The sequence below is a fragment of the Paenibacillus sp. 4624 genome, from assembly GCF_050435065.1.
GTDB lineage: Bacteria > Bacillota > Bacilli > Paenibacillales > Paenibacillaceae > Paenibacillus > Paenibacillus amylolyticus_D.
In genome coordinates this window covers 208,144-225,574 of sequence record NZ_JBNDJR010000006.1, presented here as the reverse complement: position 1 = coordinate 225,574, position 17,431 = coordinate 208,144, and the positions used below count along the sequence as shown (strand labels likewise).

Here is a 17,431-nt window from a genome sequence, read left to right as displayed (position 1 = left end):
CTCCCAGGGATTTCATGGGAGCTTGGCACTCGCACCTGTTTTAAATCACGCTCCACCGTTACTCTTCCATATCCACTCGTTTCAAAAACGTCTGGGTACGTGCGAGCTTTGGTGCACCGAAGAGTTGATCTGGCGGGCCTTGCTCGGCAATTTCGCCATTGTCCATGAAGAAGACACGATCCGCAACATCACGAGCAAAGCTCATCTCGTGCGTGACAATCATCATCGTCATGTTTTCCTGCGCCAGTTGCTTGATGACACGAAGCACTTCTCCCGTCAGCTCCGGGTCGAGAGCCGAGGTTGGCTCATCAAAGAGCAGGATATCTGGCTGCATCATCAGGGCGCGGGCAATCGCTACGCGCTGCTTCTGTCCACCGGACAAATTGGCCGGATAAGCATCGGCCTTGTCAGACAGTCCGACTTTGGCAAGTAACTCCATGCTGCGGCTGCGAATCGCCTTGATGCTCTCTTTTTTCAATGTCTTCGGTGCAAGTTCAAGGTTCGCCTGTACAGTCAGATGCGGGAACAAGTTAAAATGCTGAAACACCATGCCCATACGATCGGTAATCTTCCGAATCTCGGTAGCACCTGCGTACCGCCCATCATCCACCAGCGACTGATTCTGAATGCGAATCGTTCCGCCCGTAACATCTTCCAGGTGGATTAAGCTGCGCAACATCGTGCTTTTCCCCGAACCTGAAGGTCCAATTACCGCAATCACTTCACCTGGAGCCACGTTAAAAGAGACTTGTTTCAGCACATCCAGTGTGCCAAATGATTTTTTCAACTGATTTACTTCTATACTATAGGTCATATGCAGACAGTCCTTTGATTGAACAGATTTGATTTATTCATGCGAAAAACGCTTCTCCAGAACCTTGAATAATAAGGTAAGCACCAGAGTCATAAGCAAATACATAATTGCCGCTACGAAAAATGGAATGAGTTGCAAATCCCGATTCACTGCGGCTTGCGCATAATAGAGCAACTCGGGTACAGCTACAGCGTAGAGCAATGCCGTATCTTTAACCAGCGTAATTGCCTCGTTCGCTGTGGCCGGAAGCACCACCCTCACCATCTGTGGAATGATAACTTTTGTCATCGTCTGCCACTTCGTGAGTCCAAGCACTTTAGCCGCTTCATGCTGCCCTTTATCAATCGACAACAATCCGCCCCGGAAGATTTCTGCAAAGTAAGCTGCATAGTTCAGAATAAATGCGATAGCCGCTGCAATGAAACGATCAAAGACCAGATACTCCCCGATGACCGGAAGTAATGGAAGGCCGAAACAGAAAAATAATACTTGCAAAAGTAACGGTGTCCCACGCATCACATAGACGTATGTGTGCGCAATCCACGCCAGCGGTTTGAACTGGCTCCGCATCGCTAACGTTACCGCGAATCCTAGGGGTACCGATAGCACAATCGCAAGCAGAAATAAGAAAATCGTCGTTTGTGCACCTTCCAGCATCGGTTTTATAATCGTTGAAATATAGTCCCAATTCATGAATTAGTTCTCCTCTAATCTGTTAACCCCGCACTCCTTGGAAGCATATCGCTCCAGCATGGAATACGGGGTCGTCGTTTTCGTGAGTATTGTCTTCCCAACTGGGAAAAATCCCACATCATTATTTGTCAGGCGTATTTCACCTGGCTGCTTTCAAATTCACCAATTCATTTCTTACTTCAGAACCTTGTCTTCACCAAGCCATTTCTTAGAGATTTCAGCGGCTTGGCCGTCCGCATTCAGCTCATCCAGCGCTTTTTGCAACTGATTGAGAAGTTCTTCATTGCCTTTTTTGATCCCGATGCCATATTGCTCTGGCGCCAGTGATTCATCCAGCAATTTGAAGGTTCCTTCTTCCTTCGACATGTAATATCTTGCGACCACTTCATCAATGATGACTGCGTCCAGACGTTTCGTTTTCAGATCAGTCAGCGCCAGTACATTATCTTTGAATTCGGAAGCTTTAACTTTATCCTTCAGAGGACTTGCCGCCAGCGCATCTGCCGCTGAGGACAAGGCCTGCAATCCTACATTTTTGCCGTCCAGCTCGTCCAGCTTGGTAATCGGGGAGTCTGCCAGAGTAATTGCAACCTGACTGTTCTCCAGATAAGGCTTCGTGAAAAGCACTTTCTCTTTGCGCTCATCTGTAATCGTATATCCGTTCCAGATCATATCGATCCGGCCGCTGTTCAGCTCCGACTCTTTGGAAGACCAGTCGATCGGCTGGAAAGTTACCTTTTTACCCATTTTCTCCGCAGCTGCACGGGCATAATCAATGTCAAACCCGACAATTTCATTCTTCTCATCCCGGAATCCCATTGGAGCAAACTTATCGTCGATCCCTACAATGATGGTGTTCTCATCTTTATTTGCGGAGCTGGAACAGCCCGCCATAATGATCATACATATGCTGATAAATAATAGTAGAATTGCTTTCTTTCTCATCTCTCGTACCCCTCCATGTCTATGACCAAGCTCAAACGCTTTAGTTCGTTACCACGTTATCAGAGACTTATAATAACATAGCATGAGATAAGAGTCGAGCATCTTGCTCATTTCCAGCGAATTCAACCCTAAGAATTGTCAACAATTTGTGAAAATAAAGCCTGCACCCCAGCCGGTTCCACCAGCTTCTCGCGTACAACAGAATTCCAACGCTCCGGCTTTTGCAGCGCTTTAAGCTCTGTTCCAACCCGCTCCTGCGCAAGCTTACGTTCAAATACAACCCGTGTGTCCTTCAATTGGTAGAAAACCTGCTCCAGATTATCAATCAGTACAAAGTTTGCAAGTGCGTTATACACGAGTATTTTTTTTCTCTAAACCTTTGTTCCTCTATTCTAAATTCCCCTGCAATCCAAAAAAACAAAAAGACGAAGCAGCCTCATTGCTGCTCCGTCCTCATTTACTCTTCTTTTCCGCTTTATTCTCTCTGGAATTTAAGTCAGATTACCAAGCTTTTATTACTGCCACATTCATGCTGTCATTTCCATCAAGCTTATCATCTTTATTAGCTTATGATGTCGGAATTTTTACACTTTTCACTGTTGTTCTACTATTCCTGCACTCTCTACTGCTGTACTTTCTCGCGATCCTTGCCTTTATCGGACTCACCTGCGTTTTTATTCGCGGCCTCCCGATCTTGCTGCATCTCTTCTACCGTTTTGACCTTCAGACGCGCAGCACCTTCGTAAGCCTTGGTTGGAATAAGATCACCTGTAGCAAGTCTCACTTCTGCAGCTTTAATCGCATCACTGTACTGTGGCAACCACTTCGCCTGTGCAACCAGCATCTCATCGACCATCTGCCAGATTTCCTTCGGATTACAAACCGCGCCTACCAGCGGGTCCATCATAAATGCCTGTCGCAGCAGCTTGTCGTCCCCATGCACTGCCGCTTCCACCGCCAGACGTTGCACGGATATGCTTACATTACACACCGCCGCTGGGCCCAGAGGCAGATCACCGATATGCGGCATCGAGATGCCGTTACGATCTACATAACCCGGTGCTTCAATGATGGCATCATCCGGCAAGTTGGAGATCACCCCGTTGTTCACGGTGTTAAAATGACCACGATACACACGTCCTGTCTCCAGGCTCTCTATGATATAAGAGCCGTGCTCTTCGCCGCGTTTCTCTGGTAAATACTGCATCGGATCATCCTTCATCCAGTTTGGAAAATCCGTTTCGAACCAGTTGCGCCCCTCGGTACACACGCGCAGATATCCACCCGTTTCACCGTTAATCCAGCTTCCCATGTCAATCCAGTCATTAATCTCTTCAGGACGTTTGCGATACCATGGCACATATTCACTTAAGTGACCATTGGATTCAGTACTGTAATAACCAAAGCGACGCAACATATCGATCCGAACTTTCTCCGTACGGCTGTACTCGGGATGCTTCTCAAAAGCTTCCAGCAATCCACCCGTAAGATCCTTGCCTTTGTGGGACGCCTGAATATACCATGTCTGATGATTGATACCTGCACAGATAATATCCACTTCACTCTTTTGCAGTCCATACACTTCCGCAATCTGTTGATGTCCATGCTGAACGCCGTGACATAACCCGATCGTGCGCACACCACCGTATTTGTTACAAGCCCATGTCAGCATTGCCATTGGATTCGAGTAATTCAAGAGCAACACATCCGGCGCACTCTGTTCGCGAATATCTTTGCAGATCTCAAGCATCTCGGCAATCCCGCGCTGTCCATACATAATGCCGCCTGCACACAGCGTATCCCCAACACATTGATCCACCCCGTATTTGAGCGGAATATCGACATCGGTTGCAAAAGCTTCCAGTCCCCCTACACGAATCGTACACAGAACATACTTGGCGTCTTTCAACGCTTCTCTCCGATCGGTTGTCGGCTGAATCTGAATATTCAATCCGTTCTCTCGGATATCCCGCTGGCACAGCTCGGTGACCATGTCGAGATTATGCTGATTAATATCGCAGAATGCGATCTCAATGTTATTAAATTCCGATACAGTGAGCAGATCACGCAACAATCCCCTTGTAAAACCAATGCTGCCCGCCCCGATAAACGCCACTTTGAACGACATGTACATGTCCTCCCGTAATCCGAACCTTCCGGCTTCGGTTAATGACTTGCTTCATGGGTTCATTGTAACAACAGAGCTACGGAGAGCGTTATCAAAATCATGACCTGTTCAGAGGAAAGGTGTCAAAAATCCTAACTTATGTCTTCTCATACTTTCTTGTACCCTCTTACACTTTCATGAATATCTGCTAAACTCTGAAACGATGCAGCCCGCAAACCTCCACTACAACTGGCTGTAACTAATGAGCTCAATACCTTGTTCTGTCACATATTCCCGTAGCGCTGGATTGACCAGTACCGCAAGATCGTGCTCACGCTCATCTACTAGAGATGAGATGCTTCGCAGTTCATCATCCGCATAACCCGGATGTCCAGCTATCTCAACGATATCTTCTGTATCCTTATACTGATCCAGTACCCCGCGCAGCCATGGTTCCTGAAGCGAAGACATAGCTGGATCACCACACAATATATCCGTAGACCGAATCCCCGCATCCATAAGCTTCCCCTCCAACTCGCGAGATAAGAGGTCATCTCTTCGCATGGGAACGTTATATTCCCGGGCCAGTTCCATGACCAAATCAAACATTTGTGCATCTTTCACACTCACTCCATGATGAGTATCCAGATGATTCAACGTTAGCCCGGAAGCGAGAAACTTCTCGATCTGTGCCTTCAACTCTGCTCGTACTTCTCCAGGATCATAGGTCGAAGGAATAAGTCCAGGTTTTCGATAGAAATGGCCTGATTCATTCACAATACTCTGAACAGCCGAGGCTTCCAGCACTGGGGTCATGAACGTCAGGTTCAGATGAACCCCCATAGCCGTAATGCCCGCTTCAAGGGCCATGATACTACTCTTTTCAAAATGTACCGAGTTCACCAATGCGGAGGTATCTGTAATCAGACCCAGTTTCATTCCATGTAGAATGCCTTCGCTTACTCTCATGGTGATGCCATAATCATCTGCATTAACAATCAGCTTCATCTTGCTCTTCCCCTCTCTGATTCTATGTTAGGATCGAACAGATATTAGTTCCTCTGTGACAGCAACCGTTCCTTCTGACATCAACGGCGTAATGACGCGGAATTGATCGGAGTTCGTCACCACAATTGGCGTGGTCAGCTTAAAGCCTTCGTTCCGGATCTGATCCATATCAAATTCAATCAGTACCTCTCCCTTACGGATTCGGTTCCCTTGCTGAACCTTCTGAGTAAAATACTGCCCTTTTAATCTCACCGTATCTATACCGATATGCATGAGAATTTCGACGCCTTCATCCGAGGTGACTGCGATGGCATGTGCACTTTTCATCGTGACCGACACAACCCCGTCTACCGGGGAGACCAGCTGACCTTTGGACGGAATGATGGCTACGCCCTTCCCCATTGACTCCGAGGAAAATACGACATCCTCCACGTCATGAAGCGGAATCACTTTGCCTTCGAGTGGACTTGTAATCAGGCTTTCCATCGCTACGTTCGTATCGATTCCGGCAGCGTTTTGTTCTATTTTCCCCGTAGATGATCCAGATGCTGATTGCTGGTCACTTTCACTTTTACTTTCGATTGGGTTATTCTCGTCTTGCTGTACCTTAGGACCTTCAGCAACCTGATCATTTTTCTTACTTTCGTAGCCAAACAGCACCACACACAAGGCTCCGCCCGCAATCGCAGTCAACACACCAAAAATGTAATACAACATTGGACTCTGGGCCGGCAGTGTGAACACATTAAGGAAGAAATTGAATACAATCAGCTTCACGCCGAGATATCCCATCAGACCACCAGCAATGGCTCCAGCAGCTACCAAATAAATGAGTGTTTTGCGATAACGCAGAATGATACCATACAGAATAGGTTCAGTAACCCCGGACAGGATAGCAGAAAGGAAAGATGAACCGCTCAACGCCTTAAGATCTTTATCCTTTGTTTTCAGGAATACCCCGAGACCAATCCCCATCGAAGCCGCTACAGATGTTGCCGCAAGAGGTGCAATAAGATCTCCGCCAGCGCTCAGATTCCCCATAATAATAGGCACCGTCGCCCAGTGCAATCCAAGCAATACAAGGAAGGACCATGTTCCCCCCAGAATAATTCCGGCGATGACAGAGTTGCTGTTAATGAGGAAATTAACGATATCCCCAATCCACTGACCTACGTACTGCCCGAATGGACCAATCAACATGGCCGTGAGCGGTACCATAATGACAAGGGAGAAGAACGGGACGGCGAACAACTGCACATTTTTGTGCATGATCTTCTTCAAAAACTTCTCCAGAACCGCGTAGATGCTAACGGCGATAAACATCGGAAAGACCGACGAAGCGTAGTTCATTAGCGATACAGGAATGCCTAGAAAATGAGTTGTATTTCCTGCTGCTGTCAAAGCCGTAAAATTCGGCTCCATTAATGCAGCGCCGATCGCTGCTGCCACATAGGAGTTCACGTTCAGAACTTTAGCAATCGTGATCCCAAGTAGAATCGGCAAGAAATAAAAGATAGAGTTCCCAGCCGCAGCTAATATGGCATACGTTCCACTATCCACAGCAATCCATCCTGCTCTTTCAAGAACGATTAACAGCGCCTTGACCAGGCCCGCTCCGGCAAATACCGGGATTAATGGCGTTAGGCTGCCCGATATCAAGCCAAAGATAGCTGAACGAATGCTCTTCTTTTCTTTTTCAGAGCTTGCACCTGAACCTGCTCCATCGAAATCCCCTTCTGCAACGATATGTTTGTACACCTCCGACACGTCATTGCCTACAACAACCTGAAATTGTCCGCCGCTTTCAACCACCTTCAGGATACCTGCTGTGTTTTCGAGTGTGTCTGCATCGGCTTTCCGGTTATCGTTCAAGACAAATCGTAAACGGGTAGCGCAGTGAGTCAGCGATTGAATGTTCTCCCTTCCTCCAACGCGATCTACAATGTTTTGAGCTAATTTGAGATGATCCATGTTGTTCCCCCCATACTTTGAATAATCACTACAATTCAGATCTTCACTTCATGCATTCGCATGACATACTACGATGACAAAATAAAAACCTGAACTGAAGCTCGTCTACTGACCTTAGTCAATACACAAGCCTCAGTTCAGGTTTCGCCTGCCGAACAGTCACAATCCCTAATGTATAAGTTTGTATAAGTATTCCTTCATTCTTCCGCCAAATCATGCTCACGGTTCGTGACCCGGTGAATGTGGATCATGAAATAAACCATTTCCTCATTCGTTGTTTTCTTCTCGTAGTTAATCTCCAGATAGTTTCTAATTTTTTTCGCGCACGCGTACGATTCGGGGTACTTGTCCTTTACATGATCGTATAAAGAATCCCTATCCTCCGGAATCAACTCATCATGAAGAATTCGGTACGCAAAATATCGCAAATGTGTGAGGAAACGGCTGTAATTAATCGAGTTTTCGTCCAGTTTGATTCCAAAATGGTATTTCACAATGTTCGCTAGATCGTTAACAATCTTCGTCATCTGATAGGTTTGTTTCATATCCTGCCCACGCTGCTGTGCATTCACAAAATGAAGAGCAATGGAACCCGCCTCATCCTCCGGCAGCTTCACACCTGTTTTCTGCTCAATAATATGGAGCGCCTTTAGGGCAACCTCATATTCGGCTGCATAGAATTTTTTGATCTCCCACAGCAAAGCATTCTTTACAATGATGCCCTCAGGAAACCTTCTCAGTGCAAAACTGATATGATCCGTCAGGGTGATGTAGATGTTGTCACTGAATTTGAGGGCAAGCTGTTGTTCCGCATATTCAATAATTTCATTCGACAACTCCAGATGTTCGGTTGGAATCTCACCAATCAGCCCCATCAGTTTGTCAGACGTTGCTTTTTCAACGACAAACTTTTTCTCCACTTGCGAAAAGTCGATAACATCACTGTTATGTTTGTTATACCCGATCCCTTTTCCCATCACGATCATTTCGTGCCCGTTATCATCTGTCAGTAAAATCACATTGTTATTAAATATTTTCCTAATCTTCATCTGCATCACCCCCCACTCATCACATGCTCGTCCCGTTAATATTCCATAAAATTCTTCAAAAAATCAAAACTTCCTATAAAAAAAACCTAAATTGAAGCAGTAACATGCACAACTCATGTTTACTACAAACAATTTAGGTATCGCCTGCCGAACAGTCACAATCCTGAGTATATTAAATTAAGTAATGCATTATCGACAAATTGGTTACTTCTGAACAAAGGATATCATGAATGCCCTTTCAGTTCAACAGTTAGTTTCTACCCTCCTGTTCCAGCCCGGCTGTCTGCTGCTACTCCGATTCCTCCGGATAGCTCCACTGTATTCGCTCCATGGAATCCCGGTACTGAACAGGCGTCTTCCCCGTATATTTTTTGAACAGCATATGAAAATACTGCCGACTGCCCACACCCACATAGTCTGAAATCTCAGAGATGGGAATATTGGTCTGCTGTAGCAACATCTTGGCCTTCTCCATCCGTAGCATCGTCAGATAGTCAGTCGGAGTCCATTGCATGTAATTACGGAAGATGCGGTGCAGATACCCTGGATGTAAATTGACTGCTGCCGCCATATCCTTCATCTGAATACTGCGATCCATATTGTGATGCATGAATTCAATCGTACGTTTGACATAGAGCTCTGTCTGATCCAATGCACTTCGTTCCATCTCGCCGCGCAACCTTGCAATTCGAACAATTAATTGGATAAAAAGGGTTCGTACCAGCGTTCCCTGCTCGGGCGATGTCAGGTTTCGGGCTTCACGATGAAGTGTGCGCTCTTCGGCGGGAATCACTCCCATGTGTACAGGAGAAAGCCCAGACTTCGTTCGCTCTTGCGATTGTTCCTGTGCCGGTGCTTGCTCCTGTCTCTGCCTCTGTTCCATCAGACCACGCTGATCCAGCTCAAGTACCAGGCTTTTCATCGTGTAATACACCTCTTCCGGGTCAGGCAATACAAGATAAGGCATCGCATGAATCAGAAAAGTATGAACCGTATCCTCTTCCAGCGCAAGCTGTCTTAGGGTAAGTTGTCCAGATGCAGTACGCGAAAAACCGAATTCAACATTGAGCATCCGACACGGCACGCCGTCCTGCACCAACAGCCGATGGGGAACCCTTGCATCCAGCAGGATGAACTGTCCTTTTTTCAACACCGCCTGTTCCGAGCTTCCGTCTGCCATCATCACATCCACCCGGCACATGCCCGTAATGATGTACATAATTTCTGTGGAATCATGAGTGTGGTAGGACATCTGATAATCATCCCATTGTTTGTAATAATAAGCGAAAAAACGCGGCCCCCAGTCTTCGGTTCGAAGGCGTTCCTGAAAAAGGCTGCCCGAAAAGGATTGTGTATGATCCGATCCCGTTCCCATCCCTACAACCTCCCTTCAAGCGCGATATGGCATGCAGATGTATTCGCTCTATTTTGAATAAAGATCATTTAAATCGACGTTAAATGTTACTAATCCGGTACTGCTCTCCATCCATGATAATAACCTGGGAGTTCGTTATAGGCACGAGAGGCAATGTGGACTGATACTCATCCATAACCTGAGCTGCTGACTCTACGAATGGGGCGCAACCCACATGCGGCACGGGATAAAAATCAATGGCATTCAGCCCTTCGTAACTGGACAAGTCTGGTGCTGCAGCGCAATCATCCATGGCCTTCACATATGCAATATCAGGGGCGAGAATGATGGAACCTGCCGACTCTCCGATATACATTTTCCCCTCTTGAATGTGAGCCTGAATCCACTTGGCTGCCCCGCTTCTGCGAAGCTCCTGTAACAGGAAAAAGGTATTGCCACCCGACACATAGATTAGGTCGCTTTGTTGCAACTTGGCTGCTACTTCTTCAGAAGATGCCGTGGATACTTCCAACTCTTGTACAATAAGTCCCCACTTCTCAAGGGCCTGTCTGCCCGCATGAACATATGCATCATATGTCTCAGGAACCGCGGCTGTCGGAATAAAGGTGACGGTTCTTCCGGTTAACGTTGCTTCCAGTGTGTTCAACAAGCTTGCTGTGTCAACAAAAGAAGAAGACAAAAACAATTTTTTCATCATGATATCCTCCAAATTGTAATGGATAGTCATTCGCAATAAGCAAACGCAATCTGCGTGTATTGCAGCAATGCCAAAGTACATCTAAACTATTCATAATCCTGTAATGGATCGAGAAGTTCAGTTCCTATAAGCTTTTTAGTGTAAACTCATCATATCATTATTATGTCATCTCAAAATCCACCGTTGAAGGAGATTTCATGTCATGAGTACAACCTTTTATCTGGTCAGACATGGTGTCAAAAAAAGTGATATTGGCGACGTGCCACTTACTTCTGTAGGCAGCCGTCAGGCTCAATTGACCGCCCGGCATTTTTCGAACGCTCCATATCCCATCCACCGGATCATAGCGAGTCCACTCCGGAGAGCACAGGAAACCGCCGAAGCGATTGCTTCCCTTACCGGGTCTGACGTCTCGGAAGATGCACGCTTGCGTGAGCGAGCCAATTGGGGTGATGATCCTAAGCAGACCTTTGAACAATTCGTAGCCTTGTGGGACCAGTGTACAGCAAACCCTGAATTTATTCCACATGTTGGTGACTCCGCCAAACAGGCAGGTACACGGCTGGCCTCTTTGCTAGACGAATTGGCTGCGCATGCGCCATCCGGCAGTCATATTGTTTTGGCTACGCATGGCGGTCTAATTACCGATTTCCTGGTGCAGACCTTTGCCGAACAAGAACTGAACCGATGGCATCCGAATTTCCTGGTTGAACAGAAACGTCTCGTTCCCGAGTGTTCCATCACCAAGTTACTGGTTAAGGACGGTCAATATACGCTGGAATCGTTCGCTTCCGCAACACACTTGAGCGAAAACTTGGAGAAGTAGTTGGATGTACAAAAAAGCTCTGGAATGTCTCTGCGTTATCATTACACAGAAGCGAATTCCAGAGCTATTTGCGGTTAGCTTACATCATTTCTCTTTCTAATCTAAGCTGACAGTCTTACTTAGCCCCTTTGCCTTTCCCAGGGGTATAGAAGTTTGGAAGTGTCACCTTCGACCAATCGATATCCGATGCCATGTAGAAGGAAGGATACGAAGGCTGGTTATACCCGCTGTTCTGTCCAGCAATGCCTACACGATACATCGCATCATGCATGAGCGTATACAGCTTGCGATTTGTTTTCTCGGTGCTCAGATAGATGCGGATCGCTGAACTGTCGGCTGTACGCACCAGCATCTCCTCACGCCAGTCTCCGAATACATCGGCAACCAGCGATGGTGTACCTTTTGTGTGGTTATTGGTTAAGGTTCCTGTCGCAGTCAGCACTGTGCCGCGTGTCCAGTCTTTAATTGTAGGTGTGACATCGATGGCACCGTCTACGATTTGGGTGGTCATGTCGGCGGCCCAGCGAATACTCATATTGGTTCCGGGCGCCTGATCACTTATTTTTTCGCCTTGTGCCGTCCATAATCCAACAGCCCATGTCTCCAGCCCGCGTCGGGTTAGATCGACATCTCCGACCATGCCACGTCCAGTATCTTTGCCTGTATATCCGCCATAAATCACTTCTCCGGTCTTCGCATCACGCAGGGAATATCCATATGGCGCCCAAGGTCCGCCCTCATGCACCATAAAGATCTCCAGTCCCGGGCGATCCGGGTCGATATCCGCAACATGCAGTGCATCTCCGTGTCCCAGACGGGCAATCGTGCCCGGTGCAGCACTCTCGGGCGGCATCACATCAGTGGAACTGTACAACACACTACCATCGTGGTCAATCGTAGCCGAACCATAGATGATCTCCTGTTTGCCGTCACCGTCTACATCCGCCACACTGAAATAATGGGCGCCTTGTGTTGTAATTGAACCATACTGCGTGTCTGTGCCGTCCACACCGTGCGGCCCATCATTGAATGGATTTTTCATCGGTGTCCAGCCACTGTCTACCATCCACTCTTTTTTCAGTTTCTTGCCATCCCAGTTATAGGCAGCCATGGTGGATCGAGTGTAATATCCACGCGCAAAAATCGCAGACGGTTTCTTACCATCCAGGTACGCAACCCCCGCCAGGAAACGATCAACCCGGTTTGCCGGTTCAATGCGCGCCATCGCATAGTCACCCCACATCAGACCGTCATCATGACGTTCCGGCTCATACGGGACAGTCCGTAATTCTTTTCCCGACTTCCCCTCGAACACAGTAATATACTCCGGACCGTCCACAATAAACCCTTCAAACTTGCGCAGTTCATTGCGAGCGCTCCGCTGCGGTGCGTATATATCGATAAAATAATCAGCCAAGCTTTCCGCATCCTGCTGGGATAACGGATAGTTGTACTTCTTCTCAATCCCGAATGCCTCTTCCAGTGTCGCTGGCCAGTTTCCTTTCACAACCTCTTCGTGTTTATGCCAGTTACGGAACATATCGACCACATGGTCATAGTACCCCTCTGCACTGAGGCGATAATCGTCCTGATGTGTCACCCCGGCCTTGCGATCTTCCTTCGGCAGTGTGATATACTTTTGTGAGGTTGGTTTGCCCTTTTTGTTGTACTTGATGATTTGCGTGCCCGGAGCGGTCTTGAACATCAGTTCAGCCTTGCCATCTCCATCAAAATCATAGACAAGCATCTGCGTATAATGTGCTCCCGCACGGATGTTAACCCCGAGATCGATCCGGTACAGCAGTTGTCCATCCAGCGTATAACAATCCACGTAGGTGTTGCCGGTATATCCTTTTTGCGATACGTCCTTGGCATTGGAGGGGTCCCACTTCACAAAAAACTCGTACTGACCATCCCCGTCCACATCACCAACACTCATGTCATTAGCACTGTAGGTGTAAGCTTCCCCTACAGGTGTTACACCGTCAGCCGGCTTTTGCAAAGGAATATCCACATACCCGTTCGCCCAAGGTTTAACGGATGCGCTGCGTTTGCTTTCTTTGCCTTTGCTATTCACTGCGGCAACTTCATAACGTGAGGATGTCTTGCCTGTGTTGTCCACATAGTTCGTGCTGTCTGTGACCGTTGCAATTTTTTTGCCATTCCGATAAACGTTGAAATCCGTCCCAGTCAGCCCCTTGTCGTTGTAACCTGTTGCCTCGTCCCCAAGTAATCTCCAGCTTAGAAAAACACCTTCGGACGTCGAAGCCGCTACCAGCCCGCGATCCAGCTTCTCTAGTTGAATACCTTTCCCATGGCTGCCTCCTTTGTCTTTGGCATACATGCCTACTTCCATAGCACCATTCCCCTGAGATTGGGATTGGGATGCATCGGCTCCACTGATTCCGGCATTTCCACTAAGAATTAAAGCCAAGCTGAGTGCAGAAGAGAGCACTTTGGCCCCGAGAGGCATGCGCGATCGTTTTGTTCGTTTGCTGCGAGTGCTTCGACTGTTGGGACTGCTGGAAGAGATTTTGCCGGGACTGTCTGAATTAATGGTACTGCTAGTATGGAAGTCTGAACCGGACTCATGACCGGTACCGTTTACTGATCTTAAGATCATCAACCTTCACTCTCCCTGGTTAGAATGGGTAATGATACTTCTGCCTGAATTATGTTCATGTTCATATTTGTGTTTGTGTTCATATTAAGGTCATGGTCAGGCATGGTCATACATCAAAGGAAAAATGATTACGCTTACAAAACTAATGTTCAAAAGAGAATCCAGTTAGCCCGATGTACTGCTTTCTCTTGTCTCTCCAATCCCCCTTCCCTTCTATTCACTTCATTTGAAGCAAAAGTTGTCATCCATCGGGTACTATTATAGACATCCTTACTGCCTAACCGAAGGCAAATATCCGTGCAAAACGATCAATATTCAGTGTATCTCGGTCAAAGTGTGCCACGATAGAATATGAACAGTTACCACAATCTGATCATTATAGCTCATTCTTCCCAACCGTCTGATAGCGCTCCAAGCTCATTCATCCAATTATGCTTTTTCCATAAACTCGCTCATGCTATAAATGCTAACGATCACCACGGAGCTTATTCAGTCGTTTTAAACCACTTTTGAATTCTAACGATCACCAGTAAGCTTATTTCACCCCAAACGAGGTAAATCCCATCAAAACTACCGAAATTCATCAAAATAGCGTCGCTACGGATCGTTAGAATTTCATCATGCCTCTTTTTCGCCAAATAAGCTCTCTTTTGATCGTTAGAAAAAAACAGAGCTGCCTCCGGTCAATGGATGACCAGAAAACAGCTCTGTTTTGATAAGTTGTGCGTAGACTCACACGTACCTTAGCACTAAATCACCAAATATATAACCTTAAGGCTCAATTCCCCATACAAGGCTGCCGCCTTGATAGAGCGTGACTTTATCCCAATCCTGATAGGATGTTTTGGTTGGATCATAGGAATAGTCATCGCTCTCGTCAAAGTTGGACCAGTCCGTTTTGAACATGCGAAGCTGAATATCTCCTGATTGCCCGCCCGCAGCAATGCTTCCTGCGCCGGACTTGAAGCTCAGCTCAACATATCCATCTCCAAAGGTACGGTCAATGTTCGCTGCGCCAACCACGGCCCAGTCAATAGCTGAATCCATTGCCGCTGAACCTTCTTTGGTGAAATAATAACGAAGTTTCAAATCGCTCAGATTTACTGCGGTGCTACCCAGGTTTTTGATGTTGAACAACGGTCTGATCTGGTTATCCGTTGCATTCGTATCCCCTGCACGATATTGCACCACCAGATTACTAGTTGGTACAACCACACCTGCTGGTGTCGCAGAAGCTACCGCAGAATTAGCACTTTGCCCAACTGCATTCACCGCACTCACCACATAATAGTAAGTTGTGCCATTGGTGAGAGATGTGTTGATATACGACGTTGCCGTTACATTGGATGCAATCGTCGTGAATGGACCCGCAGCAGTCAGCGCACGTTTCACGTTGTAGCTGGTCGCACCTGCCGAGGCTGTCCATGCCAGGCTCACCTGTGCATTGCCAGCTGTTGCTGTCAACGCCGTTGGTGCCGCTGGAGCCGTTGCAACGGCTGCCGGTGTTGCCATAGCAGATGCAGAGTTCACACTCTCGCCTGCCGCATTACTTGCTGTCACGACATAATAGTACGTTGTACCATTCGTCAAGCCCGTGTTGGTGTAGGTTGTTCCGTTGACATTGGCAGCAACCGTTACAAACGGACCGGATGCCGTCAGCGCACGTTTTACCGTATAACTGGTCGCACCTGTCGATGCCGCCCATGTCAACGTCACTTGAGCATTACCAGCTGCAGCGGTTACAGATGCCGGTGCGGCTGGTGCTGTATTTCCACCTGGAGGGTTACCTCCACCATTCTCAGAGAGTACAGGGAAGGAGTTCTTCACCAGTTGTACGAACTGATCATGGAACCAGTGACCTGATACCGGTGCGTTAGGCAATGCGCCAGTCAGCACTCCATCTTTCGTTGTATACGTTGGGTCACACATCCGGTCAAAGCCTTTACCCTCATTGTTCGGAATTTCAGAACTGGAGCCATCGGATTCGCCTGGCGGTTTCACCCATACATAGGCATCCAGATGCGCAGGTCCTGGAGCCGCCTTAGGCGCTTCTCCGATACCTGCTCCGCTTGCATTACACCAGTTACCCCGGTGCTCCCGGCGATCCACCCGACCGGAATTCACATAATCATTGATATTGCTGCCTGTAGCTGTAGCTGGACGATTCACCCCGCCCCATCCGTTACGGCTGGTATCAATGAGGAAACCTGTGCTCGCTGGCCATCCTGCTTGTACGAAATCAGAATACAACTTTGCTGTGAAATCGGTTTCGTCAAAGTACGGATTCCATTCATAGAACTTCGCTGAACGGATCGGTTGTCCACCGATGTTCAGATCCGGGTTGGTCAGGTTTGGTTCAGCCAGTGGTGTGGTATTGGCAGTATTCGTAATGAATCCATCTGCACTGCTCAGCCCACCAAGCGTATCCCCCACTACATCGGTATAGAGCGCGACCGCTCCAGAACGGTTGTTATCCCATCCGAGCCAGCCGGAGTGACCGATATCGAGATAGTTGTATACGTTCGGAATCGCATGGAGCTTGTCGAGCGTATATTTAATCCCAGCTTCATAAATCCCCGTTGAAGCCGCTTGACCACAAGCTGGTGTGCTCAGATTGGTTACCAGGTTAGGCAAACTATCTGGCTCAATTATCGCGATAATGCGGATGTCCTGATATTTGGGGTCAGCAAAAATATCTGCGATCACGTCAATGTAATCCGTTTTATACGTCTGCAAAGCCGCTTGCGTTAAAGGAAGCTCCCCGTTAGATGCAAGGGCATGACAGTCCCGACCCGGCAAGTTATAGATAACGAAGGAAGCTGTAATAGGTACGCCTGGCTTCTTCTGAGCGAGAACTGCATCCAGATGCTCTTCCACGCTCTTGCGACCAGCATTCTCGGCCCCACCGTAAATAGCTGCAATACGGTCAATCCATACCGCGGTAGGATAGGATTTTACCGTTTCCATCTTCGCTTTCAGTGAAGCATCACTGGTGAGTGCAATAGAGGTATCCACTAGTGCAGAGTAGTCCTCATTAAGATACGCCGTAGCGCCGACAAACGGATTATTCACATGTGCCTCTGCTGCCTGTGTCACACCTGGAGACATGCCAGGGAAGATCCCTGCTGCAAGCAGCGCAGCTGCCATCATTTGTTTTACACCTTTACGCAGCAACTTCTGGCCTCTTGATTTAGTTTTCAATGTTTTCTTCATAGTTCCACCTTTCCCTTAGATAAGATTGGACTCGACTCATGTCTGCTGTTCCTCTGTGTAGAAGCAGGATGCATGGCACAAAGTGCATGAAAGAATGTGTGGTGTTTCGG

General features: G+C 47.6%; 13 protein-coding genes. 1 reads left to right on the top strand and 12 read right to left on the bottom strand.

Going from position 1 to position 17,431, the window contains the following annotated elements:
- Positions 1-58: 58 nt before the first annotated feature.
- From ABIE27_RS15840 to ABIE27_RS15795, 10 genes are all read right to left on the bottom strand, one after another.
- Positions 59-814 carry an amino acid ABC transporter ATP-binding protein gene (locus tag ABIE27_RS15840; protein WP_123063063.1) on the bottom strand — a complete coding sequence of 252 codons (756 nt, stop codon included), beginning with the start codon at positions 812-814 and terminating at the stop codon, positions 59-61.
- Positions 815-847: 33 nt separating this feature from the next.
- Positions 848-1,507 carry an amino acid ABC transporter permease gene (locus tag ABIE27_RS15835; protein WP_123063062.1) on the bottom strand — a complete coding sequence of 220 codons (660 nt, stop codon included), beginning with the start codon at positions 1,505-1,507 and terminating at the stop codon, positions 848-850.
- Positions 1,508-1,681: 174 nt separating this feature from the next.
- Complete coding sequence (locus ABIE27_RS15830) at positions 1,682-2,452, bottom strand: amino acid ABC transporter substrate-binding protein (protein ID WP_123063061.1); 771 nt, start codon at positions 2,450-2,452, stop codon at positions 1,682-1,684.
- Positions 2,453-2,580: 128 nt separating this feature from the next.
- Positions 2,581-2,808 (bottom strand): hypothetical protein, encoded by a 228-nt coding sequence (locus ABIE27_RS15825; RefSeq protein WP_429350928.1) that lies wholly within the window; start codon positions 2,806-2,808, stop codon positions 2,581-2,583.
- A gap of 266 nt (positions 2,809-3,074) precedes the next feature.
- Positions 3,075-4,580: an alpha-glucosidase/alpha-galactosidase gene (locus ABIE27_RS15820; RefSeq protein WP_429350927.1), complete on the bottom strand. Its 1,506-nt coding sequence runs from the start codon at positions 4,578-4,580 to the stop codon at positions 3,075-3,077.
- A gap of 222 nt (positions 4,581-4,802) precedes the next feature.
- Positions 4,803-5,567 (bottom strand): carbohydrate deacetylase, encoded by a 765-nt coding sequence (locus tag ABIE27_RS15815; RefSeq protein WP_123063056.1) that lies wholly within the window; start codon positions 5,565-5,567, stop codon positions 4,803-4,805.
- Between the two features lie 27 nt (positions 5,568-5,594).
- Complete coding sequence (locus ABIE27_RS15810; RefSeq protein WP_123063055.1) at positions 5,595-7,538, bottom strand: beta-glucoside-specific PTS transporter subunit IIABC; 1,944 nt, start codon at positions 7,536-7,538, stop codon at positions 5,595-5,597.
- Positions 7,539-7,735: 197 nt separating this feature from the next.
- Positions 7,736-8,587 carry a BglG family transcription antiterminator LicT gene (gene licT / locus ABIE27_RS15805; RefSeq protein WP_123063054.1) on the bottom strand — a complete coding sequence of 284 codons (852 nt, stop codon included), beginning with the start codon at positions 8,585-8,587 and terminating at the stop codon, positions 7,736-7,738.
- Positions 8,588-8,876: 289 nt separating this feature from the next.
- Positions 8,877-9,962 carry an AraC family transcriptional regulator gene (locus tag ABIE27_RS15800; protein WP_429350926.1) on the bottom strand — a complete coding sequence of 362 codons (1,086 nt, stop codon included), beginning with the start codon at positions 9,960-9,962 and terminating at the stop codon, positions 8,877-8,879.
- A 79-nt stretch (positions 9,963-10,041) separates the two neighbouring features.
- Positions 10,042-10,656: a Type 1 glutamine amidotransferase-like domain-containing protein gene (locus ABIE27_RS15795; protein WP_123063052.1), complete on the bottom strand. Its 615-nt coding sequence runs from the start codon at positions 10,654-10,656 to the stop codon at positions 10,042-10,044.
- A 205-nt stretch (positions 10,657-10,861) separates the two neighbouring features.
- Between ABIE27_RS15795 and ABIE27_RS15790 the strand changes: the two genes are divergently transcribed.
- Positions 10,862-11,485 (top strand): histidine phosphatase family protein, encoded by a 624-nt coding sequence (locus ABIE27_RS15790; RefSeq protein ID WP_123063051.1) that lies wholly within the window; start codon positions 10,862-10,864, stop codon positions 11,483-11,485.
- Between the two features lie 115 nt (positions 11,486-11,600).
- On the opposite strand, the gene ABIE27_RS15785 is transcribed toward ABIE27_RS15790, so the two are convergent.
- Positions 11,601-13,958 carry a rhamnogalacturonan lyase gene (locus ABIE27_RS15785; protein ID WP_429350988.1) on the bottom strand — a complete coding sequence of 786 codons (2,358 nt, stop codon included), beginning with the start codon at positions 13,956-13,958 and terminating at the stop codon, positions 11,601-11,603.
- Positions 13,959-14,879: 921 nt separating this feature from the next.
- The gene (locus tag ABIE27_RS15780; protein ID WP_429350925.1) at positions 14,880-17,321 is read right to left on the bottom strand and encodes a glycoside hydrolase family 6 protein; all 2,442 of its coding nucleotides are present in this window, start codon (positions 17,319-17,321) and stop codon (positions 14,880-14,882) included.
- Positions 17,322-17,431 lie beyond the last annotated feature (110 nt).